Annotated in this window: 21 protein-coding genes and 2 other RNA genes; 15 read left to right on the top strand and 8 right to left on the bottom strand. The window is 56.2% G+C overall.

The annotated features are described in order from the left end of the window. Positions 1-66: 66 nt before the first annotated feature. Positions 67-471 carry a ferric iron uptake transcriptional regulator gene (gene fur, locus HV782_RS04825; protein WP_003221515.1) on the bottom strand — a complete coding sequence of 135 codons (405 nt, stop codon included), beginning with the start codon at positions 469-471 and terminating at the stop codon, positions 67-69. A 97-nt stretch (positions 472-568) separates the two neighbouring features. Between fur and HV782_RS04820 the strand changes: the two genes are divergently transcribed. Beyond that, the gene (locus HV782_RS04820; protein WP_123464522.1) at positions 569-1,096 is read left to right on the top strand and encodes an outer membrane protein assembly factor BamE; all 528 of its coding nucleotides are present in this window, start codon (positions 569-571) and stop codon (positions 1,094-1,096) included. A 61-nt stretch (positions 1,097-1,157) separates the two neighbouring features. Here HV782_RS04820 and HV782_RS04815 read toward each other — a convergent pair whose 3' ends face one another. From HV782_RS04815 to HV782_RS04805, 3 genes are read right to left on the bottom strand one after another with little or no spacing between them, the layout of a single operon-like run. Next, positions 1,158-1,472, bottom strand: a complete 315-nt coding sequence (locus HV782_RS04815; protein ID WP_186746284.1) for an RnfH family protein — start codon at positions 1,470-1,472, stop codon at positions 1,158-1,160. After that, the gene (locus tag HV782_RS04810; RefSeq protein ID WP_186746286.1) at positions 1,465-1,899 is read right to left on the bottom strand and encodes a type II toxin-antitoxin system RatA family toxin; all 435 of its coding nucleotides are present in this window, start codon (positions 1,897-1,899) and stop codon (positions 1,465-1,467) included. The genes HV782_RS04815 and HV782_RS04810 overlap by 8 nt, the downstream gene beginning before the upstream one ends. A 7-nt stretch (positions 1,900-1,906) precedes the next feature. Then, positions 1,907-3,310 (bottom strand): sodium-dependent transporter, encoded by a 1,404-nt coding sequence (locus HV782_RS04805; RefSeq protein WP_128615788.1) that lies wholly within the window; start codon positions 3,308-3,310, stop codon positions 1,907-1,909. Between the two features lie 119 nt (positions 3,311-3,429). On the opposite strand from HV782_RS04805, the gene smpB reads away from it, so the two are divergent. Beyond that, positions 3,430-3,912: an SsrA-binding protein SmpB gene (gene smpB, locus HV782_RS04800; protein WP_007915208.1), complete on the top strand. Its 483-nt coding sequence runs from the start codon at positions 3,430-3,432 to the stop codon at positions 3,910-3,912. A 118-nt stretch (positions 3,913-4,030) separates the two neighbouring features. Here smpB and HV782_RS04795 read toward each other — a convergent pair whose 3' ends face one another. Beyond that, complete coding sequence (locus tag HV782_RS04795) at positions 4,031-4,798, bottom strand: FCD domain-containing protein (RefSeq protein WP_007915207.1); 768 nt, start codon at positions 4,796-4,798, stop codon at positions 4,031-4,033. Positions 4,799-5,060: 262 nt separating this feature from the next. Here HV782_RS04795 and HV782_RS04790 point away from each other — a divergent pair, with 262 nt between their 5' ends. From HV782_RS04790 to ssrA, 7 genes are all read left to right on the top strand, one after another. Beyond that, positions 5,061-6,755, top strand: a complete 1,695-nt coding sequence (locus HV782_RS04790; RefSeq protein ID WP_186746288.1) for a lactate permease LctP family transporter — start codon at positions 5,061-5,063, stop codon at positions 6,753-6,755. 150 nt (positions 6,756-6,905) lie between these two features. Further along, positions 6,906-7,730, top strand: a complete 825-nt coding sequence (locus tag HV782_RS04785) for a (Fe-S)-binding protein (protein WP_128615789.1) — start codon at positions 6,906-6,908, stop codon at positions 7,728-7,730. Beyond that, entirely contained in the window at positions 7,727-9,181 is a 1,455-nt protein-coding gene (locus HV782_RS04780) for a LutB/LldF family L-lactate oxidation iron-sulfur protein (protein ID WP_123464508.1), read from the top strand. The genes HV782_RS04785 and HV782_RS04780 overlap by 4 nt, the downstream gene beginning before the upstream one ends. Beyond that, positions 9,181-9,852 (top strand): LutC/YkgG family protein, encoded by a 672-nt coding sequence (locus HV782_RS04775; protein ID WP_186746290.1) that lies wholly within the window; start codon positions 9,181-9,183, stop codon positions 9,850-9,852. The genes HV782_RS04780 and HV782_RS04775 overlap by 1 nt, the downstream gene beginning before the upstream one ends. Then, a complete protein-coding gene (locus HV782_RS04770) occupies positions 9,849-12,659 on the top strand; it encodes an FAD-binding and (Fe-S)-binding domain-containing protein (protein ID WP_186746292.1) in 2,811 nt (936 codons plus the stop codon). Before HV782_RS04775 ends, HV782_RS04770 begins: the two co-directional genes overlap by 4 nt. Before the next feature lie 130 nt (positions 12,660-12,789). Beyond that, positions 12,790-13,068 carry a PA2433 domain-containing protein gene (locus tag HV782_RS04765; protein ID WP_122598510.1) on the top strand — a complete coding sequence of 93 codons (279 nt, stop codon included), beginning with the start codon at positions 12,790-12,792 and terminating at the stop codon, positions 13,066-13,068. A gap of 96 nt (positions 13,069-13,164) precedes the next feature. Further along, positions 13,165-13,553, top strand: a transfer-messenger RNA (tmRNA) gene (gene ssrA, locus HV782_RS04760). 141 nt (positions 13,554-13,694) lie between these two features. On the opposite strand, the gene HV782_RS04755 is transcribed toward ssrA, so the two are convergent. Continuing rightward, entirely contained in the window at positions 13,695-14,423 is a 729-nt protein-coding gene (locus tag HV782_RS04755) for an SIR2 family NAD-dependent protein deacylase (RefSeq protein WP_202894576.1), read from the bottom strand. A 795-nt stretch (positions 14,424-15,218) separates the two neighbouring features. After that, a complete protein-coding gene (locus tag HV782_RS04750) occupies positions 15,219-16,892 on the bottom strand; it encodes a hypothetical protein (RefSeq protein ID WP_186746294.1) in 1,674 nt (557 codons plus the stop codon). A gap of 1,386 nt (positions 16,893-18,278) precedes the next feature. On the opposite strand from HV782_RS04750, the gene HV782_RS04745 reads away from it, so the two are divergent. Together HV782_RS04745 and HV782_RS04740 are read left to right on the top strand one after the other, a co-directional pair. Then, a complete protein-coding gene (locus HV782_RS04745) occupies positions 18,279-18,863 on the top strand; it encodes a hypothetical protein (protein WP_186746296.1) in 585 nt (194 codons plus the stop codon). A gap of 88 nt (positions 18,864-18,951) precedes the next feature. Beyond that, positions 18,952-19,019: hammerhead ribozyme type II (locus HV782_RS04740), an RNA gene on the top strand. Positions 19,020-19,500: 481 nt separating this feature from the next. Here HV782_RS04740 and HV782_RS04735 read toward each other — a convergent pair. Then, positions 19,501-20,541: an EamA family transporter gene (locus tag HV782_RS04735; RefSeq protein ID WP_186746348.1), complete on the bottom strand. Its 1,041-nt coding sequence runs from the start codon at positions 20,539-20,541 to the stop codon at positions 19,501-19,503. 205 nt (positions 20,542-20,746) lie between these two features. On the opposite strand from HV782_RS04735, the gene HV782_RS04730 reads away from it, so the two are divergent. From HV782_RS04730 to rimJ, 4 genes are all read left to right on the top strand, one after another. Further along, positions 20,747-21,670 carry a PliI family lysozyme inhibitor of I-type lysozyme gene (locus HV782_RS04730; protein WP_186746298.1) on the top strand — a complete coding sequence of 308 codons (924 nt, stop codon included), beginning with the start codon at positions 20,747-20,749 and terminating at the stop codon, positions 21,668-21,670. Between the two features lie 85 nt (positions 21,671-21,755). Continuing rightward, the gene (locus HV782_RS04725; protein WP_186746300.1) at positions 21,756-23,162 is read left to right on the top strand and encodes a DUF2252 domain-containing protein; all 1,407 of its coding nucleotides are present in this window, start codon (positions 21,756-21,758) and stop codon (positions 23,160-23,162) included. Between the two features lie 132 nt (positions 23,163-23,294). After that, positions 23,295-23,660: a DUF6124 family protein gene (locus HV782_RS04720; RefSeq protein WP_123464475.1), complete on the top strand. Its 366-nt coding sequence runs from the start codon at positions 23,295-23,297 to the stop codon at positions 23,658-23,660. A 250-nt stretch (positions 23,661-23,910) separates the two neighbouring features. Next, positions 23,911-24,498, top strand: coding sequence for a ribosomal protein S5-alanine N-acetyltransferase (gene rimJ / locus HV782_RS04715; RefSeq protein ID WP_123464473.1), 588 nt, complete (start codon positions 23,911-23,913; stop codon positions 24,496-24,498). The last annotated feature ends 35 nt before the right edge of the window (positions 24,499-24,533 follow it).

Here is a 24,533-nt window from a genome sequence, read left to right as displayed (position 1 = left end):
AAAGCACGAAGGCGACCCTTGGGTCGCCTTCGTTCGTTTCGCGAACCTGAAATTCGCGCGACATGCTTACTTTTTCTTGCGTACGTACAGCACCAGATTGTGATCTACCAGATCAACACCGTGCTCCTCGGCAATTGCCTTCTGGAGCTTTTCGATTTCCGGGCTGACGAATTCGACGACCTCACCGGTTTCCACGTTGACCATATGATCGTGGTGGCCGCCGTCGGCCAATTCAAATACCGCGTGGCCACCGTCGAAGTTGTGACGGACCACGAGGCCAGCGGCTTCGAACTGGGTCAGAACACGGTAAACCGTGGCCAGACCGACGTCTTCGCCCGCTTCCATCAACGCCTTGTAGACGTCCTCGGCACTCATGTGACGCTGCTCGGTAGAGTCGAGCATTTGCAGGATCTTGACCCGTGGCAGGGTCACTTTGAGGCCGGCTTTGCGTAGTTCGCTATTTTCAACCATGGTCAGCTTTCTCGCGATGCTGCTTCGCAGCTTCTCTTAATGCGGGTATGATCGGCGTTTACGTTGTCCCAGCCAAGATAGTGGAAGTCGCCCACCGATGCAAAACACCAAGCTCTTGCTAACCAGTTTCACCTTTGTGGGACTGCTCGCACTCGCCGGTTGTTCATTCCCCGGGGTTTACAAAATCGACATCCAGCAGGGCAATGTCGTCACGCAGGACATGATAGACCAGTTACGCCCGGGAATGACCCGGCCGCAAGTACGGTTTATCATGGGCAACCCTCTGCTTGTCGACACGTTCCATGCCGATCGCTGGGATTATCTGTACAGCCTGCAACCGGGTGGCGGTGAACGCCAACAGGAACGCGTCAGCGTTATTTTCAACTCAAACGACCAGCTTGTCAGCCTGTCCGGTGACTTTATGCCGGGCGTCAGCCGTGACGAAGCCATTCTCGGCAAGGACAGTGGCACCAAGGTGACCGCTCCTGCTGAAAACGCCGAGAAGCCAAAACCGGAAAAACCGGTGAAGCCAGGTTCCTTGCTGGATCAAATCCAGAAGGACGTCGATGGTGTAGAAACCGTTCCGGTTCCGACACCAGAGCCCCTGGACACCTCGCCGCAATAATTTGCGACGCAATAAAAAACCCGGAAATTCCGGGTTTTTTATTGTCTGCCGTTTGGCACTCTCACTGATTTCGAGCTTTCGCCTCGGCAGCCTTGGCTGCGCGCAAGCGCCGTACCTCTTTCGGGTCAGCGAGCAACGGGCGATAAATCTCAATACGATCCCCCGCCTGAACCAGGCGAACCTGAGGATCGGCAACCACTTTGCCAAAGATCCCCAAAGGGCAATCCGCCAGATTCAGCTCGGGAAACGCCTCACCGATGCCCGAGGCGAGCACCGCAGCCCGTATTGTCGAACCTTCAGCCACACTGACGGTACGCAAAACCTGACGTTCAACGGCCGCATACACGACCTCTATCTCGATCACCGGCTCAACCATGCATCTGCTTGGCGCGCTGGCAGAACGCGTCCACCAGAGTATTCGCAGCCTGATTGAACAGCGGCCCCAAGGTCGCACGCACCAACGGCCCGGCGTAGTCGAAGGAAAGATCCAGGCTGATCTTGCAAGCCTTCTCATTCAACGCCTTGAACACCCAGACACCGTGCAGCTGATTGAACGGACCTTCTTCAAGGTTCATCTCGATCGCTTGCCCCGGCACCAGCGTATTACGAGTCACAAAGTGCTGACTGAGTCCCCCCTTGGCCACGCCGACGCTGGCGCGCATGTGTTCCGGCGAGCTTTCCAGCACTTCGGCAGACGAGCACCACGGCAGAAACTCCGGATAACGCGCCACGTCGTTGACCAGGTCGTAGAGAAATTGCGCCGGGTACGGCAGCAGCGCTGATCGTTGAATATGTGTCGTCATGTAAGCGTTACTTCCAGAGCTGAGCGGCAAATACTACAAGAATGCCGATAGGCGCCACGTAGCGCATCAAGAACAAAGACAGGGCAAACAGCGCCGGATTGCGAATCGACAACTCGTCACGCACCGCCTCACGCCCCATCACCCAACCGGCAAACAGCACAAAACACAGGCCACCGAGCGGCAGCATGATCCGCGAGGTGAAGAAATCGATCACGCCGAAGAAGTCCAGACCGCCCGCCGCCCCCCATTGGTAGAGATGGAACATTCCGCCTTCGTTCACGAAAAATTTGGCCTCCTTCCAGATATTGAAGGAGAACACCGTGCCCAGACCAACGAACCAGCAAATGAATGCCAGCCAGAAAGTAACCCAGGCGCGGCTGATTTTCGTGCGCTCAACCAGATAGGCCACCATCGGCTCCAGCAGGGAAATCGCCGAACTCCACGCCGCAATCGCCACCAGCACAAAGAACACCACGCCCATCAACTGACCGAATGCCACGTTACCAAAAGCAAATGGCAGGCTGACGAACATCAGGCCTGGGCCTTCGCTAGGGTTCAGTCCGCCGGCAAACACAATCGGGAACAGCGCCAGACCGGCCACCAGCGACACAAAGGTATCGAGCAGTGCGACGCCGACCACCGTACCGGACAACGACGCATCCTTAGGCATGTAGGCGCCGTAGATCATGATCGAGCCAACACCGACGCTCAGCGAGAAGAACGCGTGGCCCATGGCCGGCAACAAGCCGTCGAGGACTTTTTCCGGGTGGAAGTCGAACATGAAATGCACGCCTTCCATGAAATGCCCGGTGGTCATGCTGTAACCCAGCAGCACCAGCACCATCACGAACAGCAGCGGCATCATGATGCGCAGGCTGCGCTCAAGCCCGGCGACCACCCCTTTGGCGATCACCACCGCTGACAGCAGCATGAAAATCGTGTGCCAAAGTGTCAGGCGCCACGGATCGGCAATGACCTTGCCGAAATAAGCGCCGACCTGGTCGGCCGTGGCGCCCTGAAAGTCCCCGCGCCCCATGTCAACGATGTAATCCAGCGACCAGCCGCCGACCACACTATAGAAAGACAGGATCAGCAGCGCCGTGATCATCCCGGCAAAGGCGCCCCACGACCACTTGGCCGAATGCCCGGCATCGAGCGCCAGGACCTTCAGGGCGTTCGCCGGACTTTGCCGGGCACGACGACCGATCAGGGTTTCAGCGAGCATGACCGGAACACCGATCAACGCGATGCACGCCAGAAACATCAGCACAAAGGCACCGCCGCCGTAGACCCCGACCATGTAGGGGAATTTCCAGATACTACCCAGTCCCACGGCCGAACCGGTCGCGGCGAGTATGAATACCCAGCGGCTAGCCCAACTGCCGTGGACAGAAACCTTGTCTGTCGACATCGTTTATCACGCCCAAGCGTTAGAAAAAGAGGCCGCATTGTCCGGGATTCACTCAACCTGCTCAAGCACGCAGCATCACCGTAGCCGACAGCGGAACAACTCCATATAATGCCGCCCCTATGGCTAAACAGAAGAAACACCCAACAGGGACCATCGCGCAGAACAAAAAGGCGCGACACGATTACTTCATCGAGCATAAGTTCGAGGCTGGTCTGGTCCTGGCCGGCTGGGAAGTAAAAAGTCTGCGGGCAAGCAAGCTACAGCTGGTCGACAGCTATGTCCTGCTCAAGGATGGCGAAGCGTGGCTGCTCGGCAGTCACATCACGCCTCTGATGACCGCAAGCACCCACGTCATCGCAGACCCGGTGCGCACACGCAAATTGCTGCTCAACCGCCGCGAGCTGGAAAAACTCGCCGCCGCCGTGCAGCAAAAGGGTTACGCCTGCGTATGCCTGTCCTGGTACTGGAGCAAGCACATGGTCAAGTGCGAAATTGCTCTGGGCAAGGGCAAGAAGGAATACGACAAGCGCGACACCGAGCGCGAGCGCGATGCCGGTCGCGAATTGCAGCGCGCCGTGCGCAACAAGGGCAAGGAAGACTGATTTCTTCTGCCTTTAGAGCGTATTCGCGAGCAAGCTCGCTCCCACCTTGGAATGCATTTCAATGTGGGAGCGAGCTTGCTCGCGAAAGCTATTGCAGCATCAACACCGAACTAACTGATCACATCCCCTTGCGCCGCTCCGCCCGGGCCATGCGCTGAACCTCCTGCCGCACCTCTTCCAGCACTTCCTGCACATACAGAATGTGCCGACTGGACACTTCTCGCGCCTGCTCCGCGCGACCTTCGATGATCGCCAGATACAATTCCCGGTGCTGAGTGATCAGCATGTCGCGGGTTTCCGTGCGCTGTTTGTACATGCCGCCGATGTTGGTCACGACGTTACGCTTGAGCAGATCGAACAGCCCGCGAATGGTGTGCAGCAACACCGCGTTATGACTGGCCTCGGCAATCGCCAGATGGAATTTTGCGTCCGCCGCGCCCTCTTCTGCCCGACTGACTTCGTCGTGACGCGAATAACAATCCTGCAACTCTTCGAACGCTGCGGTCAGCCGCTCACGGTCGACATCGGTGGCACGCAATGCAGCGTAATAGGCGCACGATGCCTCCAGAGTGTGCCGAAATTCCAGTAAATCGCGCTGCGCCTCGGGATTGCTTTCGAGCAGTTGCAGCAGTGGATCACTGAAGGTCGAACCGAGACTTTCCACCACATAGTTGCCACCGCCCTGACGACTGACCAGCAAGCCTTTGGCCGCCAGTTTCTGGATCGCCTCGCGCAGCGACGGCCGTGATACGCCAAATTGTTCGGCCAGCGTGCGTTCCGCCGGAAGCCGCTCCCCCGACTTCAGCGTGCCCTCGAGAATCATCCCCTCGAGTCGCTCGACAATATCGTCAGACAAACGGCGCTGCCGAATCTGATCAAACCCCATAGCTCATTTCTCCACGACCCCGACCGCTCGCCGGGCTCTCTATTCTGGCCTATCGGCGCCTTGCCGACACCTACCAAACACCACCCGCCCGAACCGGATCAGTTGCCATCTGCACCGCTTGTTCGACAAAAGTTTTAGGGCGGCAAATTGACACACCGCCATCAAGGCTTTTACCCTAGCCAACAGCGATTGTAAATTGGTATTACCAATTAACCAAGAACGCTGACAGTGCCTGACCAACAACAATTAGGGGCCACCCCATATGCAAACCTGGCAACAGCTCTACAGCCCGCTCGGCAGTCTCGGCGTGTCCGCTCTCGCGGCCGTCATTCCCATCGTTTTCTTTTTCCTCGCGCTGGCGGTGTTCCGCCTCAAAGGTCATGTGGCCGGCAGCATCACGCTCGCCTTGTCGATTGCTGTGGCGATTTTCGCTTTCCACATGCCGGTCGACATGGCCTTCGCTGCGGCGGGATACGGCTTTGCCTATGGTCTGTGGCCGATTGCCTGGATCATTGTGGCGGCGGTGTTCCTCTACAAACTGACGGTCAAGAGTGGTCAGTTCGAGGTCATTCGCAGTTCGGTGCTGTCGATCACCGACGACCAGCGCCTGCAGGTGCTGCTGATCGGTTTCTGCTTCGGTGCATTTCTGGAAGGTGCCGCCGGTTTCGGCGCGCCCGTGGCGATTACTGCCGCGCTGTTGGTCGGCCTGGGTTTCAACCCGCTATATGCCGCCGGCCTGTGCCTGATCGCCAACACTGCACCGGTTGCCTTCGGCGCCTTGGGGATTCCAATCATTGTTGCCGGGCAAGTGACCGGCATTGATGCGTTCAAGATCGGCGCCATGACCGGTCGCCAACTGCCGCTGCTGTCGCTGTTCGTGCCGTTCTGGCTGGTGTTCATGATGGACGGCCTGCGTGGCGTGCGTGAAACCTGGCCGGCAGCGCTGGTGGCAGGCCTGAGCTTCGCCATCACCCAATACTTCACCTCGAACTTCATTGGACCAGAATTGCCGGACATAACCTCGGCGCTGGCCAGCCTGATATCGCTGACCCTGTTCCTGAAAATCTGGCAGCCAAAACGCACCGCAGGCGCGCAAATCGCCGGCGCCACGTCGAGCGCAGCGATCACCGCCAGCGTCGGCGGTTTCGGCCAGAAACGCACCACTGTGGCTTCGCCTTACAGCCTCGGGGAAATTTTCAAAGCCTGGTCGCCATTCCTGATTCTCACCGTGCTGGTGACGATCTGGACGCTGAAGCCTTTCAAAGCGATGTTCGCCGCTGGCGGCTCGATGTACAGCTGGGTGTTCAACTTCGCGATCCCGCACCTTGATCAAATGGTGATCAAAACCGCACCGATCGTGGCCACTCCGACTGCCATTCCAGCGGTGTTCAAACTCGACCCGATTTCCGCGACCGGCACGGCGATTTTCTTCTCCGCACTGATCTCGATGCTGGTGCTGAAGATCAATTTCAGAACTGGTCTGACCACTTTGAAAGAGACCTTCTACGAACTGCGCTGGCCGATCCTGTCGATCGGCATGGTGCTGGCCTTCGCTTTCGTCACCAACTACTCCGGCATGTCTTCGACCATGGCACTGGTGCTGGCCGGTACGGGCGCAGCGTTCCCGTTCTTCTCGCCATTCCTCGGCTGGCTCGGCGTGTTCCTCACCGGTTCGGATACCTCGTCCAACGCGCTGTTCAGTTCGTTGCAAGCGACCACCGCACACCAGATCGGCGTCAATGACACCCTGCTGGTGGCGGCCAATACCAGCGGCGGAGTGACCGGCAAGATGATCTCGCCACAGTCGATTGCCGTGGCCTGCGCGGCGACCGGCCTGGTGGGCAAGGAATCGGATCTGTTCCGCTTCACCCTCAAGCACAGCCTATTCTTTGCAACGATTGTCGGTCTGATCACGCTGGCCCAGGCCTACTGGTTCACCGGCATGCTGGTGCACTAAACCTACAACAAACACAGAAAAAACCGACGCCGGTTCGTGATGCCGGCGTCAGCAATTCACACCCCGGTCTGTAAGGCTGCTGAAAGCAACGCTCTTTATATTCAGCAGCCGCCACAGACGGATAACCGGGACCACCCGGAGACACGCCTGATGAGCGAGCTTTTTTACAACGCTGTGCCCAACGCCACCCGCGTGGCACCGCCACTGCCCGAACCTCGGCAATACCCCAGCGAGAAACCGTCGCGGGTCTACCTGTTCGGCACGTGTGTGGTCGACCTGTTCTACCCCGAAGCCGGGATGGACGCGATCCACTTGCTGGAGCACGAAGGGATCAAGGTCGAGTACCCGCAAGGGCAAAGCTGCTGCGGACAACCGGCCTACACCTCGGGTTACACCGAGCAGGCACGAACCGTCGCGCGCTCGCAACTGGCGCTGTTTGCCGGGGATTATCCGGTGGTGGTGCCGTCGGGTTCATGCGCGGGCATGCTGCGCGAGCATTACGCCGACTTGTTCAAGGACGAGCCGGAGACGTTGAAACAGGTGCAGGCCCTCGCCGCCCGCACCTATGAACTGGCTGAGTTTCTGCTGTTTGTCTGCAAGGTGCAGCTCAAGGACAGCGGCGAGCCGGTCAAAGTCGCGCTGCACACTTCGTGTTCGGCACGGCGCGAGATGAACACCCACCTGCACGGCCGCGAGTTGTTGGCGCAGCTGAGCAACGTGGAACGGGTCAACCACGATCACGAAAGCGAATGCTGTGGCTTCGGTGGGACATTCAGCGTCCGTATGCCAGACATTTCCGGCGCGATGGTGGCTGACAAGACCAAAGCGTTGAAGGAATCCGGCGCGCACAAGGTCTTGAGTGCCGACTGTGGCTGTTTGATGAACATCAACGGCGCATTGGAGAAACAAAAAGAAGCGCTGCGCGGGCAACATCTCGCCAGCTTTCTGTGGCAACGAACCGGAGGTGCGCAATGAGCACTTCCGCGATTATTCCTACGGTCGCCGTAGAAGAAGATTTCCGCACCCGGGCGCACAACGCTTTGGGTGATCAGCAGTTGCGGAACAACTTCCGCACGGCCATGGACTCACTGATGGTCAAGCGGGCAGCCGCTTTCAGTGATGCCCACGAAAGAGAACATCTGCGCGCCCTGGGCAACTCGATCAGGGCGCGTGCGCTCTCCAAGTTGCCCGACCTGCTCGAGCAACTGGAAAAGAACCTGACCCGCAACGGTGTGACAGTGCACTGGGCGGAAACGGTGGACGAGGCCAATGGCATCGTCTTGTCGATCATCCGCGCTCACGAGGCGCGGCAAGTGATCAAGGGCAAATCGATGGTCAGCGAAGAGATGGAGATGAACCATTTCCTCGAGGCTCAAGGTGTTGAATGCCTGGAGTCCGACATGGGGGAATACATCGTCCAGCTCGACCACGAGAAGCCTTCACACATCATTATGCCGGCGATCCACAAGAATGCCGGTCAGGTCGCGTCCTTGTTCCACGACAAACTTGGCGTGGAATACACCAAGGACGTTGACCAACTCATTCAGATCGGTCGCAGAGTCCTGCGGCAGAAATTCTTCGAAGCGGACATCGGCGTCTCCGGTGTGAACTTCGCCGTCGCCGAAACCGGCACCCTGCTGCTGGTGGAAAACGAAGGCAACGGGCGCATGACCACCACCGTGCCACCGGTGCACATCGCCGTTACCGGCATCGAAAAGGTTGTGGAAAACCTGCGCGACGTGGTGCCGCTGCTGTCGCTGCTGACCCGCTCGGCGCTGGGTATTCCGATCACCACCTACGTCAACATGATCTCCGGCCCGCGCAAGGAACATGAACTCGACGGCCCGCAGGAAGTGCATCTGGTGCTGCTCGACAACGGTCGCAGCCAGGCCTTTGCCGACAGCGAATTGCGCCAGACCCTGAATTGCATCCGCTGCGGCGCCTGTATGAATCATTGCCCGGTCTACACCCGCGTCGGCGGCCACACCTACGGCGAGGTGTACCCGGGACCGATCGGCAAAATCATCACCCCGCACATGGTCGGCCTGGCGAAAGTCCCGGATCACCCGAGCGCTTCGTCGCTGTGCGGCGCCTGCGGTGAAGTGTGTCCGGTAAAAATTCCGATCCCGGCAATCCTGCGTCGTTTGCGCGAAGAAAACGTCAAGGCCCCGGACTCGCCGCATCAAGTGATGCGCGGCCAGGGCAGCAAGTATTCGCGCAAGGAGCGTTTCATCTGGAACGCCTGGGCGAAACTCAACAGCTCGCCGACGCTGTATCGACTGTTCGGCTTCTTCGCCACACGCCTGCGCGCGCTGACGCCAAGCAACGTCGGCCCGTGGACGCAAAACCACAGCGCACCGAAACCCGCCGCCCGCTCACTGCACGACATGGCCCGCGAGCATCTGGCCAAACAGGGAGACCGCTGATGAGCGCCAAGCAAAATATCCTCGCCAAGCTGCGGAAAAGCCTGACCGGCGCCACACCGATTGCCGACAACTTTGATGTCGATCTGGTGACGCAGCCTTACACCTACAGCGCCGATCAACGCATCCCGCAACTGCGCAAACTGATGGAAGCGGTGCACACCGAAATTCATCTGACCTCTGACGCAGACTGGCCGGCGCTGCTCGCGCAGTTGCTGCGTGACCGTCAGTTGCCAAGCCTGTTGATCGCGCCGACTACAGCGCACGGGCAACGCATCACACAACACTGGGCGAATCATCCTGATCTGCCCGCGCTGAAATCCTACGACCGGCCGATGGAAGCATGGAAAGCCGAGTTGTTCGACGACACCCCGGCCAGCCTCACCGGCACCCTCGGCGCAATTGCCGCCACCGGCAGCCTGATTATCTGGCCGACCCGCGAAGAACCGCGGTTGATGAGCCTGGTGCCGCCGGTGCATTTCGCCCTGCTCAAGGCCAGCGAAATTCGTGACAACTTCTATCAGGTACAGCAGGAATTCGAGTGGGCCCAAGGCATGCCGACCAACGCATTATTGGTGTCCGGCCCGTCGAAAACCGCTGACATCGAGCAAGTCCTGGCTTACGGCGCTCACGGCCCGAAAGACCTCGTAGTGCTGATCCTGGAGGACCAATGACGCTTCCGGTGAATTTCCTGCGTGATGCGCAACAACTGATTCCGGCCGAGCGCCGTTTTGATGATCCGCTATCGACGCTGGCCTTTGGCACTGACGCCAGTTTTTATCGGCTGATCCCGAAACTGGTCATCCGCGTCGAGTCCGAAGATGAAGTCGTCGGCCTGTTGAAACTGGCCCAGCGCGACCACGTTCCGGTGACCTTCCGCGCTGCGGGCACCAGCCTTTCCGGGCAAGCCATCAGCGATTCGGTGCTGATCGTGCTGGGGGATAACTGGAACGCCCGCGAGATTCGCGGCCAAGGCACGCAAATCCGCCTGCAGCCGGGCGTCATCGGTGCGCAGGCCAACGCATGGCTGGCACCGTTCGGCCGCAAGATCGGCCCGGACCCGGCGTCGATCAACGCCTGCAAGATCGGCGGCATCGTCGCCAACAACGCCAGTGGCATGTGCTGCGGCACGGCGCAAAACACCTATCACACGCTGGCCGGGATGCGCCTGGTGCTGGCCGATGGCACGCGTCTCGACACCGAAGACGCTGCCAGTGTCGGAGCATTTCGCAACAGTCATGGCGATCTGCTGGAGCGCCTCGCGACATTGGGCCGCGAGACCCGCGCCAATGCCGAGCTGGCCGCGAGAATTCGCCACAAATACCGCCTGAAAAATACCACCGGCCTGTCACTCAACGCCCTGGTGGATTTCGACGAGCCTGTGGATATCTTGAGCCACCTGTTGGTTGGCTCCGAAGGCACCCTCGGTTTTATCAGTGCGGTGACCTACGACACAGTGATCGATCACCCGCACAAGGCGTCGGCGCTGATCGTGTTTCCGGATGTGGAAACCTGCTGCAACGCGGTCACCGTGCTGAAAAGCCAACCGGTGTCGGCGGTGGAACTGCTCGATCGACGCAGCCTGCGCTCGGTGCAGGACAAACCCGGCATGCCCGCTTTCGTACAACAGCTGTCGAACAATGCCTGCGCCCTGCTGATCGAATCCCGCGCCGCCTCTTCCTCTTTGCTGCAGGAACAGCTGGCGCAGATCATGGCGTCACTCAGCGGTTTCCCTGTGGAAAAACAAGTCGACTTCACCGAAGACCCGATCGAGAACGCCCGCCTCTGGGCGATTCGCAAGGACACCTTCCCCGCCGTCGGTGCCGTACGCAAAACCGGCACCACGGTGATCATCGAAGACGTGACTTTTCCGGTCGAGCAACTGGCCATCGGCGTCAATCGCCTGATCGAGCTATTCGACAAGCATGCCTACGACGAAGCGATCCTTTTCGGACACGCACTGGAAGGCAATCTGCACTTCGTCTTCACCCAAGGCTTCAACAGCGCGGAAGAAATCGCACGCTATCAGGCGTTCATGGACGACGTCGCGCAACTGGTGGCGGTGGAATTCGGTGGCTCGCTGAAGGCCGAGCACGGCACCGGGCGCAACATGGCGCCGTTCGTGGAGCTAGAATGGGGCAGCGATGCCTATCAACTGATGTGGCAGCTCAAACGTCTGCTCGACCCCAACGGCATCCTCAACCCGGACGTGGTGCTCAGCGAAGATCCGCAGATTCACCTCAAGCACCTGAAGCCGCTGCCGGCGGCCGACGAGATTGTGGATAAATGCATCGAGTGCGGCTTCTGCGAACCGGTCTGCCCATCGAAAGGCCTGACCCTGAGTCCGCGCCAGCGCATCGTGATCTGGCGTGACATTCAGGCAAAAAAACGCGCTGGCATCGACACCCGCGAACTGGAAGAAGCCTACGCGTACCAAGGCATCGACACCTGCGCCGCCACCGGCTTGTGTGCGCAACGCTGCCCTGTAGGCATCAACACCGGCGAACTGGTGAAAAAACTCCGCGCCCGTAACGCCACGCATCAGAAAACCGCTGACTGGATCGAAGGAAATTTCGCCAAGACCCTGCAAGGCGCACGTTTTACTCTGCACGTGGCCAACGGTGCGCGGATGCTGCTCGGTGCGCCACGCCTGGCGAAGCTTTCAGCAACCCTGACGCGCTTGTCCAAAGGCCAGGTGCCGCTGTGGACGAATGCGATGCCGCAGCCGGAAAAAGCCATTCGCTTCAGTCCGAGCGTCTCCGATGAGCGTCCGCGCGTGGTCTATCTGGCCGCCTGCGTATCGCGGGTCATGGGCCCGGCAGCCGGAGACAAAGAGCAGATGTCGCTGTACGACAAAACCCGGGGCCTGCTGGAAAAGGCCGGTTACCAGGTGGTGTTCCCGGACAATCAGGACAACCTCTGCTGCGGTCAGCCGTTCGCTTCCAAAGGCTATGCGGAACAGGCCGAGCACAAGCGCCAGGAGCTGATCAGCGCCCTGCTTCACGCCAGTCGCGGCGGACTCGATCCGATCTATTGCGACACCAGCCCGTGCACCCTGCGCCTGGTGCAGGATGTCGGCGAAGTTCGCCTGGACCTGTACGACCCGGTGCGCTTCATTCGTACGCACCTTCTCGACCGACTCGAGTTCACCCCGCAGGATGCACCGATTGCTGTGCATGTGACGTGCAGCACCCAGCATCTGGGCGAGAGCCAGGCGCTGATCGATCTGGCACGCAAATGCAGCACCAACGTGGTCATCCCCGAAGGCATCCACTGTTGCGGGTTTGCCGGTGACAAGGGCTTCACCACGCCGGAGCTGAACAGCCACTCGCTGCGCACGCTCAAGGAGGCGGTGCAGCATTGCAGCGAAGGGATTTCCACCAGCCGGACTTGCGAGATCGGTCTGACGCAACATGGCGGAATTGACTACCACGGACTGGTCTATCTGGTGGATCGAGTGACCCGGGCGAAGGCCTGCTGAAGAAAAATAGAACCCTTGAGTTCGACTGTAGTCCACAGAATAACCCCGACTGATCGGGGTTTTTCTTCCATACGGTTGCCCGTCCTGACGGCCAGCGAAGTCTGGACCCACTCGGTTCAAGGAGATACACATGAAACGTTCTGTACTGTTAGGTCTGTTCGTTACTGCATCGATGATGGCTTCCACTTCGTTCGCCGCGGACAAGCCTGCCGACCTGTGCGATGCCAATATTCAGACCATCAACAATGCCAAGGGACAGCTGTCAGCGAACCCGGAACTGAGCCAGCGCGCTAACGCCAGTGTGAGCAAGGCCGAGGCGCTCAAGGCTCAAGGCAAAATCGACGACTGCATTGCGGAAACCTCGCAAACCATCGTGGAACTGCGCAAATCCACCGGCACCAACAACTGATCAGCGTCCCGGCCAACCTTCGGGTTGGCCTCGCGGGCCGTTTGGCGTACACTGCGCAGGCTTGTTGCTCAAACAGATGTACTGAGCAATGAGTTCGGGGCCGTTTAGGATTCGACGCCGGTTGCGAAACTTTAGGTGCATGCCGACTTGGTAACAGAAGTCGTAAATCCACTGTTGCAACTACTTATAGTTGCCAATGACGACCAATACGGTGTTGCTCTCGCTGCTTAATTGCAGCTGACAATGCTCCTGGTACCTTCGGGTCCAGCAATCATCAGGGGATGTCTGTAAACCCGAAATGATTGTCATATAGAACAGAATCGCCGTGCAGTACGTTGTGGACGAAGCGGCTAAAACTTACACAACTCGCCCAAAGCACCCTGCCCTTCGGGTCGCTGAGGGTTAACTTAATAGAAACGGCTACGCATGTAGTACCGACAGCGGAGTACTGGCGGACGGGGGTTCAAATCCCCCCGGCTCCACCAACTCTCAACGACAAAGCCCGCCTAGTGCGGGCTTTGTCGCATCTGGGCCTTGGAATGCTGCCGATGGTTGTTGTGGATTGATGTCGATTAGCGCCACCTTCAGCAGCTTTTCAGCAACATCCTCTCAGGCGTTCTCCCCACTCAACATTCCCCTTCGAATGACACACATTCTTCACATATTCCTGTAGCGCCTTCAGGGCTGCTTGGTCGGCGATGATTCCGGCCCGAATCGCGAGAACAGGAAAGTAGTGGTGAGTGGTCTCTTGACCTGTCCGCTCGCTCCAAAGTGTTATAGCCTACAAGGTGAATCCCATAGTTTCTTCTCCAATGGTCAACCTCTTGCTCTTGCACATCCGCCATGATTGCATAATGATCACGAACCCCTCCTTTGTAAGTGTTTGCTAGCAAATCTCTCACATATATAAAATCAGGATCACGAAGACCAAAACCTAAATACAAGACAGGCCTGCTTGCAAGAAGCAACTTTACAGATTCTAACGCAGATTGGTTTTCACCCTGTGGCAACAACCGCCCATATTGTTCTCTGGTTAAAATTATACTTTCACTATCTGCAGCATCACCATGCGGCTTAAATATAAAATCTATCGCCCTAGCATGTACAATCTCTGCAGCTTCAGTTAGTTGTCTATTGGTGACGGGCGGACGATAGAACCTATTCGGCTGCCACTCTCTTAGACTTTGCTCAATCAGATCATCATAATTCGTAGTGATAAAGAATCGCGGGCCTAGCGATACAATTTTACGGTGAATTTCATGAGGCCTCGCTCTACCATATCGGCAAGCCTCACGTATAAACTCACCAATTTGTTGCTTTGTTAACTTGTCGAAACCATAACTTGCCGCTTGCAAAAAATCACCTTTTTTGCCTCTACTCCAACTAAATCTGCGCTCCCTGTTCCTCGCTCCAGAAACCTCGCAAGTTCTTCAATCATCCCCGACCAAGTTGGTAGGCCAGACCATAGCGATATCCCAGACCCAACAAATATAATAGTGTCCGATTGAGTCAGTATCTTCTTTAGATTTATCATGACTTTTAATAATCATTATTTTCAAGTCTTTGTTAATCTTACGATGAACAAAGGCCTGGGGGCTATTTATCACTCAGCAATCACAAAGCTCCTTGTTGCTGAATGCTCGGAGATACCTGTAAGCACTCTGACCTTGAATATCAAGTAGACCAGAAAATAGATTCCATTCCATCTATAGCTCACATTAATCAGAAAAAACATCGTGACTCAAAAGTGAACTCTTGCATAGTGTGAATAGATTCATTTGTTTATGTTTTGTGCCGCGGGCAAGCCCTAAACATCCCCCCCCCCCCGAATTACCTAAACACACCAAAGTGCCCAGCTCTTGGCGCATTTTCTGCATGTGACGGGGGGGGGCAGATAACGGCCCACAGCGGACTGTCGGCTCGTTAGTAATCGGACCAGAGGAGTGCTCAAAACGAAAAATGCATCGGTAATTTCTCACAAAATTAAGAGTCCCCTTCTTCCGGAGTGCTTTCAGCAAGTTCGATTTAATGTGACGCTAAATTAGAAGCTGTAATACAGCAAGAGAAACATGAGCCCTTACAGCATTACAAATTTTCAGGTGAGACTTCCATTATCTTGAACTAGTATAGCTCCGGAATACTTGCCCAATCTAACTTTGATAGTTACTATCTCTAGACTTCACCCACCCAGCCCCCTCAATCTCATCAGGACTCACACCAAACAAATTGGTAAAGACCTCCTTGACCTTTTCTTTAACCTCCGAAGGCTCATGCTTCTCCGAGAGCCAAGAGAAGTCGTATTTAAATTCACCACTCTGTATTATCCACTGCCTAATTAGGTCGTACTGCATGAGGTTGCCGTAGAATATGTTAAATGTATTATGGATATTTTCTTCTGACTTCCCCTCCTGCCGCCTTGGGTAAATGCCGAAGTCATCTTGCTTGTCACTATAGAGCGAGAGATTCTTTAGCCAAGCATGAATATAGTGCTCGGCATAGCGCCCTACTTTGTGACGACCTGTCCAGCAAAAAAATTCAGGCTGCTCAAGCTTAAAGGTGTTAAATTTGATAAATTCTGAAAATATCACCCTAACAGGCAAGTTCATTTCCGAAAACGAAAATTTACTATGCTCCCTCATCAGCGCTTGTAACGTCGGCTCCTTTTTCACCCATTCGGAAACAGCTCTCGCCACGTCTAACGGATGATGGTATCCACAAGCGTTCGCTAGCAAAGCGCTAGCGCTAGTATATTCCTCTTTAGAGTACTCCTTAATATAGTCCTTAAGCTCTGGATGCTCATTTTTTATGGCTTGACATAGATATGCGAAGCGCACCGCCGGCTGAGCCTGATATGAAAAATTCTCATAGTCTGTAATTTCAAATGGAAAACCTTCTCCAGGATTTAATGCTAAGTCGCAGACTAATAAGAATAAAGCTACTAATGGATCGTCAATACAGTCGGGAAAATTTGAATTAGTACTCTGGATAAAGTATTTGAAGGCTGCACCGTATACACTGTCAAGATAGCCTCGTGCGCCATAATCCGCAAAAGACTTGCTAGGATTAGAAAAATGCAAAAACTGGAGCTGTATAAATCTCGCCTGTCCTTCTAGTACATCTACCCCCGTAATTGGAGGGAGGTATACATCTGACCGCCAATGGTAGTTACCGGATTTTGACAGCTTTAAGTGCTCTATAGGCTCCCTCCAGAGATCCGTATCTGGCAAGCATTTAACCTCATTGAAGGTTGTGGTCAAAACATCCAAGCAGCATGAATAGGCTATATAAAACGTATGACCTACAGACTCAAAATGATTTTCCTTTACTATTTCTAAAAGGATTCTTGGATTCATGATAATCGCACGATAGTAATCCAAATCTAACGTATTATTTACTGCAATGTTTGCCCTGGCGATAACCTCTTCTTCAGCAGTGCGACCTTGCAACATCTGATCATCGCTCCACTCTTTGAGTGACTTACCAAACTCCCCACACTTGACTATATCTCGAAGGTGCCCGACGTTAACGTGCGTCTGAGCGGGGAAGCACATGCTAGAAATCAAACCAGAAGTCGACCCTATATGCTGCCACCAATGAACCGTTTCATGAATATATGTTGAATAAGCCTGAATCTCATCCCAAGTGATATCCTCAGCTTTTTTTGTCGTAGCATTATCAACTAGCGCATGATTTATTGGGCTAAGTCTTAACACGAATTGACCAATATTATACAAACCATGCGCGTTTAGGCACGCTGCGAGAGAGTCTGGAGTTTTGATTTCCGATTTGTATGAGTAGAGAAGAGCGCTTTTGATTTCGTCCATGTGATGCTCATGTATTTAGCACGAAAGGTTAGCCGTTGAGTAATAATGGCCACAGGTTGATAGGTGAATCATCCTAAACCTATTAACTTTAGCCCAATAGAGGCTTTTTGCAATCACTGAAAGAGGTTCGCGCTCGCTTCGTAGGGTGACGACTGCCAGTCACGCCTTGTATCGATGCGTGCGGTTTGAACCGACTGGGCTCGGAAGGGAGGGTTATCTCCCGCGTGCTCAGTATCTACGAGTTGCAACATACGCCAAAGATCACAGCTGAGGCGCGGAGATGAATAAAACGGCGCGAAAGCTTGCTGTCACAACCTTAACTGCATGCAGCCTTGATACTCTGGAAGCATTGGAAAATATGGTGTCCCTGAGCAGGTTTGAGCTGCCAGGTTTCCCCTAAGAGGGTGGAGGTCCGCTTCTGGCCGTAAGCAGTCTTTTGCGACTGCCTTCAATTGCTGACACATACTGACGGTCTGATGCCAGAGGATGCCGACGGCTAACCATTCTAACGGGCGGTCAACAAGTTGGAGCGCCCTGCCTTCATCTGAAACTGTTACACGACTTGACTCAGTTACACGCTTGAAAATTTGTGTTTCAGATCGGTGCAACTTGGATAAAGCTCAACAAATACAATAGCTTAGCTACGCCTGTTACACCAGTTACACGAGTTACACCGCATTTTGAACAGATATGAGCCCCGCTCCCCGGTAGCATCAATCCCTCCAGCGAGCGTCAGGTACATCTCACGCGTTCTGCCGTGGGCCCCTGAGGTCTTCATTGAGACACGGAGCCGGAAACACGCCGGACTTTGTTAGCGGACAGGTGCCCAGCTTAGTGAACAGGTGAACCGGGTGAACACGCAGTTCACCAGTGCAATTGCACAAGATGATAGGAGGTCGCCGGGGACCCTGAGCATTTCTGAGTAACACGGGGCACAAAACCCGCGTGATCTTGGCAGTGGCTGATTTTTGTACATTGGTTGACAGGTTGACTTGGTTGACGGTCCAAGGTGTCCATAATCATCAACACAACAAGCCATCGTTACCGCTGCGGTAACGATGGCTTTTTTCAGCAGAATTCTTTCGATTTCAATGGCTGAAATTTCAGTAACTTTGAAATCCTCCCACTAACACAGTCCTGCGGGTTTCCGACCCCGTACCCTTAAAATAACCCCAGGGTCCCCAGCAATTTTTTCGCCAAATGCTCACCCAAATGATGACTTCTTGGCTTTCTTACTTTGACGGCACCCTACTTGATTGACACTATCGACGAAAATAGTGCAGTACTCGAACCGATGGGACCTACATTAAGCCGGATGCTTTTTACGCTTGCTTGCTCATTAAAAGCATTTCAAACTCCCCAATCAGACATAGAGAGTCTAACCTCATGGATCATTATTTAGATATTTCAGGGAAAGCCATGTTAGCAGCGGCTCTGACCTACGACTCAGCGAGAGCGGCAGAGAAAATGACCGACTTCCACTGTGTTGGAGATGACAATAAAGCATGGCAAGAAGGGCCATACTTATCGTCTGGAGCAAACCAAAAGCAAATTGATCGAACACACCCATACTGCTTTAGATCAAGCGTTGAGTTCAGCACCGTCGCTGGAATCATATTGGGACCAAACCCTGACAAAGCAGCGAATGGGGGAGTTCCTATTCCGCTCCCTCCGAAAGATAAAAATGAATCTAGAGTAGAACCTGTAATCTCCAAACTGGCAATAATAGAACAATTCGAACTATTCAAAGAGTTTCTTATTGAGTTTGACGGCCCGTTCAATAAGAAAAACTGTATTGCATGGAAAGGTCGCGTAGAACAGGAGCTGCTTGATTTTACTCTCCAACTCACTAACCGTAGAAATGAGCTGACACATGACTCCAACTACGATCTGCCATCAATGAAAGAGGCTGTCGAGTACTTCTATCACCTACGACAGCTAGCGGCTGTGTTTTTCAAGGCACGCTTGTAAAAGTTAATCAAAATCTCTACTCAACAAAACACTCAGAGCTAACAGCATAGTAGGTAGACGGAAAACTTGGGAATAGCTACCATCCGCTCGCCGAAACGTACCGGACAGGTACGTCTCTCAGAGGTGGCCTCCTGAGACTGATGATGGCGGGCGCTGCTCTATGGGTTATAGGTCCTACGGGTTTCATTGCAGGTTTTGTAATTTCAGAAATCATCTCTCATCTATCAAATCTTAAAGAGGAGGATTTTCTTATGGTCAAGAAGGCGATACGCGAGCGTAAAAAGCTTCACGAGCCGCGTCATCGCGTCTCTGGAGGCCCACCTCCCTTCCAGGCGAAGCCTGCTGAAGAGCTTGTGAAACTCAAGCGAAAAGGATTCTGAGAATCGCATTATCGGATGATGATGCCGAGCAACATTTGATAGGACAAATTGGTCATCAGGCTGCACCGTGTATCCCATATTGTATCCCGTGCAAAAACAAACCCTATCAAAAGCCAATGAATACGGGGCATTTAACGTTGAGTTCAAATGACCCCGGCCCACCAACTCTCAACGACAAAGCCCGCCCCAGTGCGGGCTTTGTCGCATCTGGCCATCCCATCCAGCCCCTTCCGCCAAAAGCCCCCCGCCCACACACCTCAATGCTCATGCCGATGATGCACATCCGGAAAGTGCGCATGGCTATGCCGCATCGGCGTATGCACATGCGGATGGCTGTGCGGCTCCGCTCCATCCCATTCAAACCCATGCGTATGCTGATGATGCTCGTCATGTATGTGGCGATGATCGTGCTCGAGCCGTTCGTGCTGATGCTCATGAGCATGGTTTTCCATCAGATGAATCCACACCCCAACAGCCATTAACGCGGCAGCGAGCAGGAACATCAGCGATATCGACTCGCCCAGTAGCAGAATCGAGATAGCTGCGCCCAGAAACGGCGCGGTGGAAAAGTACGCGCCGGTGCGCGCACTGCCCAGCCCGCGCAGGGCGAGGACGAACATCACCAGGCTGACGCCGTAGCCGAGAAACCCGACCAGCAGGATCGGCACCAGGGAGTCGGCGGCGGGCAATTGTTTGCCGATGAATAAGGCCAGGCCGCAGTTGACCACACCGGCCACGAGGCCTTTGCTGCCGGCGATGAACAGTGCGTCCGAGGCAGAGACTTTCCGCGTGAGGTTATTGTCGATGGCCCAGCAAAAGCAGGCGAAGGCGACGGCCAGTGGCCCGACCCAGTCATGCGCCGATATGGCCCCCTGCGGCCATGACAACACCACACCGCCGGCCACGATGGCGAGCATGCCGAGTACGATTCGCCGATCGGCATTTTCCTTGAACACCACCCAGGCCAGCAGCGCCGTGAGCACCGATTCCAGGTTGAGCATCAGTGACGCGCTGGCGCCGGATGTCCTGGTCAAACCGAACATCAACGCCACCGGTGCCAGCACACCGCCGAAGCCGATGGCGCCGACCAGCCACGGCCATTCGCCGGTGCCGAGTCCGGAACGCTGCCAGCCTCGATCGCGGGCAACACGCAGCAGGGTCAAGCCCAGACCACTGCCCAGATAGAGCAGCCCGGCCAACAGAATCGGCGAAATCTGTGCCCCCAGCAGCTTGGCAAGTGGCGTACTCGCGCCAAACAGCGCGGCCGCAACCAAAGCGTAGAGAACGCTGACATTCATGACGGGATCACTCGCTTCGGCCGATGGGGTACCGGCAATGATCATGGCAAAACTCAGGTGAGAATTATGTGAACAGCTGATTGGTGTCAGGGAACATCACCCCAAGCACGTGCTCAAATCCAGCAACATTTAATCCGCGTAATCACTGGGCGACTGCTCGACGCAGCCTCTATGCTGCAAACATCGAGATGCAATGGAGTTGAAGATGAAAACCTGGATCGCCGCCGCGCTGGCGGTACTGATTTCCCTGCCTGCCCACGCAGCAGATGCTGGCGCTGTGCGCGTCGAACCGATCGCTTTCACAAGCAGCGCCGACAGCGTCCAGCGCAAACAGTCGATCAAGGGTGACCAGACCGCGGAGTACAGATTCAATGCCAGGGCCGGCCAGTTGCTCACCGTCGACTTCAAACCGTCCAACACCTCCGCCTATTTCAACATCACCGCCAAGGGCGCGGATTACGCGCTGTTCAACGGTTCGATCATGGGCAATCACTTCCTCGGAACATTGCCGGCCGATGGCGAGTACACGGTTCAAGTCTATCTCATGCGCAATGCCGCACGGCGCAACGAGGTGGCCAACTACGAGTTGTCTCTGAGACTGGTCAATGGCGATGCCAGCCGCGGCAAACAGCCATTCGAGCAGACGCTGGAATGGCAGGGCATTTCCTTTCATGTCAGCACCGAACAGGTTGACGGCAAACCGACGCTGCGCATCACCCCCAAAGGTCTGGAGATCGAAAACGCGGTCATCAGCCGGGCGCTCACCGGTGAGGTCGTGCGTGCCGAAGTCGCTGACCTCAATAACGACGGCTCCCCCGAACTCTACGTGTTTACCCGCTCGCCCGGGCGCGGCATGCCGGGCGATCTGATCGCCTATTCAGCCAATAACAAAAAATCCCTGAGCGAAATCTACTTGCCCCCGGTCAGCGACAACCCGAAAACCGCCGAGGGCTATCAGGGCGAGGATTCGTTTGCAGTGGTGGAAAACCGGCTGGTGCAGCGCTTCCCGGTGTATGACAGCGCTGACGCAGGCGCAGGCCGCACGGGGAAGATGCGCCAGGTTCAATACACGTTAGTGGCGGGCGAGGCCGGGTGGGTTTTGCGCGAGGACAAGGTGACGGAGTATTGAGTTCGCTTCACCCGGCTCACGCCAGCGGATAAACCCCGAAAGCGCTTCTACACTCACGGCGCCCCTTCCGCCGAACCGAGCCCTCATGACTTCACTCAAAGACCGCATGCAACAAGGCAAGGACGCCCGCAAGCAGTGCTCGCGCAGTGCTCAGGCGTCCGCCGGCAAGATGAACCGTGATCCGATTCCGTTGATCAAGGCCTCCAGCCAGGGCCGTGTCGAGTCGCTGGTCGAACTGCGTTACGGGCGCATGCTGGTGTCGCCGTTCACCTTCTTTCGCGGTAACGCGTTGCTGCAAGCGCACGACCTGTCGGGCACGGCGAACATGGGCCTGAACGTGCCCATCTGCGGTGACTGCCATCTGATGAACTTCGGGGGCTTTGCCACGCCTGAGCGCAATCTGCTGTTCAGCGTCAACGATTTCGACGAGGCGCATCCCGGGCCATGGGAGTGGGACCTGAAGCGACTCGCAGCGAGTTTCGTGGTGGCCGCCCGCGACTTGCGCCACGGTGAGTCGGTCGAGGAGCAGGTGTGCCGTGAAATGGTCGGCGCCTATCAGACCACACTGCTGGAATGCGCCGAACAGAGCACGCTGGAAAACTGGTACGAGTCCATCAGCTACAACGACCTGCTGGCGCAGGCACGCAAAAGTACCCTTGAACATGTGCAGCGCGCCATCGAGAAGGCCGAGCGGCGCACGCACGCCGAGTTGCTGCCGAAAATCAGCGAACGCGATGCCCACGGGCGCCTGATCATTCGCGATGACCTGCCGGAAATTTTCCACCTGCACAAAAACACTACGCTGCTGGATGCCGAGGATGACTGGCTGCGACTCGCGGACTGGCGTCCGCTCTTCGACACTTTCATGCGCGAGTATCGCAGCACGTTGCAACCCGACCGCCGCGAGTTGTTGTCACGGTTTCACGTGCAGGATCTGGCATTCAAAGTGGTGGGCGTCGGCAGTGTCGGCACGCGTTGTCTGGTGGCGCTGCTGACCGACGATCAGGAGTTCCCGCTGTTCCTGCAACTCAAGGAAGCCCGGCGCTCGGTGCTCGCCGACTACGTCAAAAGCAAATCGCGGGTGCGCCATGAAGGTCAGCGCGTGGTCGAGGGGCAACGCCTGATGCAAGCGGCCAGCGACATGTTTCTGGGCTGGACCACCGGCCCCGGCGGTCGGCAATTCTACGTGCGGCAATTGCGCGACATGAAGATCTCCGCCGAACTGGAAAACTTCGACGCAGAGACGTTTGCCGCCTACGGGCGTGTTTGCGGCCGCGCCCTCGCCCGAGCCCATGCCAAAGCCTCCGGCCTCGCTGCGCAGATCAGTGGTTACATCGGCAAAGGCGATGCGCTGGCGGATGCGCTGTTGAAGTACGCGCAACATTACACCGCGCAGAACGAACGCGATTTCGAACGCTTCCAGACGGCCTGTCGCAAGGGGCGGTTGCGTGCCCGCTCAGAGGCTGATTTTGCCGCTGACCATTTGCCTTGAGCCAGCGCGGCAGCGTCCTACGCCGGGCGTCCTAGGAAAATTCCCGCAACACGTGTCGACTTTCATGAACTGGTGCAGCGATTTTCGGGGCGTTACCCTCCTCGCCTGCTGTTCATTCCACGGAGCTGCGTCATGAAAAAAATCACCCGACTTTCGCTCGTTGGACCGGTATTACCCGATGCGCAAACGGCCCGCACGAAAACCCGATCGAACGCCACCGCCGCCACAGGCGGTTCGAAACGACGGCCTGGTCTTCCCCTCAACCAGATGCTCAGGGTGCGTGACGACGTCGACACCATCACCTTGCTCGAGCATGCCAGTGAACTGCTCGGGTCTCTCGCCGCCATCAGTGAAAATTTTGCCGAAGAATTCGATGGCTCCCGGCGTCATGTGGCGGTGGCGATCAAACAGCTGAGCGCATTGGCCGAAATCGTCGTCTGCCGGGCTCGAGACAATCTTGCCTCGCCGGGATCGCCGACGCCGGACGTTCGCCACTGACGGGCGAAACCCGTAAGGCGCGAGCGGTCTTGCCTGTCAGGATCGAGCCACGGTGTAGCAGTTGATCGAGATGAATTTTTCTTCACTGCCGTTGCCCGGCCGAACCTGTACATTCCGTTTGCTCATTCAAGAAACTACGGTTCGCCCGCGCTCTCCCGCGGGCTTTTTTTTGCCTGAAATCAGCCACAGCTTGCTGTGCCCCGGGTAATTGCGCGACGCTGCCAGCAGATCCCTCGCCAAGGAACGCCCGATGCCGCTGTTGACCCTGCCCTGCCAACGCCTGACGCTGGCGATACTTGCCCCGGATCAGGCAGAGCTCGAAAGTGATTTCTATCGACGCAATCTGCGCCACCTCGCCCCGTGGTCGCCGATCCGCACCACCGAATACTTTTCCACCGAGCAAATTCGCCGACGCCTTGAGGTCCAGGCCAGCGCATTCGAGGCCGGACTGGCCATGCACTTCGCCCTGTTGACGCCGGATGGTGAGCAAATGATTGGTGCGTGCAACTTCAGCGGCCTCATTCGCGGCGCGTTCCAAGCGTGTTATCTGGGTTATCACCTCGATGAAGCCCGTCAGGGTCAGGGGCTGATGCAGGAAGCGCTGGAGGCGGGCATCGGCTATATGTTCGAAACCCAGAACCTGCACCGGATCATGGCCAACTACATTCCCGGTAACGAACGCAGTGCGCGGTTGCTTGAACGGCTGGGTTTCGAGCGCGAAGGCTACGCCAAGGCGTACCTGAATATTGCCGGGCGCTGGCAGGATCATGTGCTGACGGCGCTGGTCAATCCGGTGTTCGAAACACCGGAAAAGCGTTGGTCGCGGCATCTCGCGTGAGTTTCACAATTTGTTAAGCATTGGCGAAGTATGCT

Source organism: Pseudomonas monsensis (genome assembly GCF_014268495.2).
Classification (GTDB): Bacteria; Pseudomonadota; Gammaproteobacteria; order Pseudomonadales; family Pseudomonadaceae; genus Aquipseudomonas; species Aquipseudomonas monsensis.
This window is presented reverse-complemented; position numbering and strand designations above follow the sequence as displayed.

Excerpts from the sequence above, each read along its gene's own strand:
- HV782_RS04820 (WP_123464522.1), top strand. The coding sequence starts at position 569 with ATGCAAAACACCAAGCTCTTGCTAACCAGTTTCACCTTTGTGGGACTG.
- HV782_RS04795 (WP_007915207.1), bottom strand. The coding sequence starts at position 4,798 with ATGGGGTTTGATCAGATTCGGCAGCGCCGTTTGTCTGACGATATTGTC.
- HV782_RS04720 (WP_123464475.1), top strand. The coding sequence starts at position 23,295 with ATGAAAAAAATCACCCGACTTTCGCTCGTTGGACCGGTATTACCCGAT.
- fur (WP_003221515.1), bottom strand. The coding sequence starts at position 471 with ATGGTTGAAAATAGCGAACTACGCAAAGCCGGCCTCAAAGTGACCCTG.
- HV782_RS04725 (WP_186746300.1), top strand. The coding sequence starts at position 21,756 with ATGACTTCACTCAAAGACCGCATGCAACAAGGCAAGGACGCCCGCAAG.
- smpB (WP_007915208.1), top strand. The coding sequence starts at position 3,430 with ATGGCTAAACAGAAGAAACACCCAACAGGGACCATCGCGCAGAACAAA.
- HV782_RS04780 (WP_123464508.1), top strand. The coding sequence starts at position 7,727 with ATGAGCACTTCCGCGATTATTCCTACGGTCGCCGTAGAAGAAGATTTC.
- HV782_RS04735 (WP_186746348.1), bottom strand. The coding sequence starts at position 20,541 with ATGAATGTCAGCGTTCTCTACGCTTTGGTTGCGGCCGCGCTGTTTGGC.
- HV782_RS04775 (WP_186746290.1), top strand. The coding sequence starts at position 9,181 with ATGAGCGCCAAGCAAAATATCCTCGCCAAGCTGCGGAAAAGCCTGACC.
- HV782_RS04745 (WP_186746296.1), top strand. The coding sequence starts at position 18,279 with ATGGATCATTATTTAGATATTTCAGGGAAAGCCATGTTAGCAGCGGCT.
- HV782_RS04805 (WP_128615788.1), bottom strand. The coding sequence starts at position 3,310 with ATGTCGACAGACAAGGTTTCTGTCCACGGCAGTTGGGCTAGCCGCTGG.
- HV782_RS04810 (WP_186746286.1), bottom strand. The coding sequence starts at position 1,899 with ATGACGACACATATTCAACGATCAGCGCTGCTGCCGTACCCGGCGCAA.
- HV782_RS04750 (WP_186746294.1), bottom strand. The coding sequence starts at position 16,892 with ATGGACGAAATCAAAAGCGCTCTTCTCTACTCATACAAATCGGAAATC.
- HV782_RS04790 (WP_186746288.1), top strand. The coding sequence starts at position 5,061 with ATGCAAACCTGGCAACAGCTCTACAGCCCGCTCGGCAGTCTCGGCGTG.
- HV782_RS04815 (WP_186746284.1), bottom strand. The coding sequence starts at position 1,472 with ATGGTTGAGCCGGTGATCGAGATAGAGGTCGTGTATGCGGCCGTTGAA.
- HV782_RS04730 (WP_186746298.1), top strand. The coding sequence starts at position 20,747 with ATGAAAACCTGGATCGCCGCCGCGCTGGCGGTACTGATTTCCCTGCCT.
- HV782_RS04785 (WP_128615789.1), top strand. The coding sequence starts at position 6,906 with ATGAGCGAGCTTTTTTACAACGCTGTGCCCAACGCCACCCGCGTGGCA.
- HV782_RS04765 (WP_122598510.1), top strand. The coding sequence starts at position 12,790 with ATGAAACGTTCTGTACTGTTAGGTCTGTTCGTTACTGCATCGATGATG.
- HV782_RS04770 (WP_186746292.1), top strand. The coding sequence starts at position 9,849 with ATGACGCTTCCGGTGAATTTCCTGCGTGATGCGCAACAACTGATTCCG.
- rimJ (WP_123464473.1), top strand. The coding sequence starts at position 23,911 with ATGCCGCTGTTGACCCTGCCCTGCCAACGCCTGACGCTGGCGATACTT.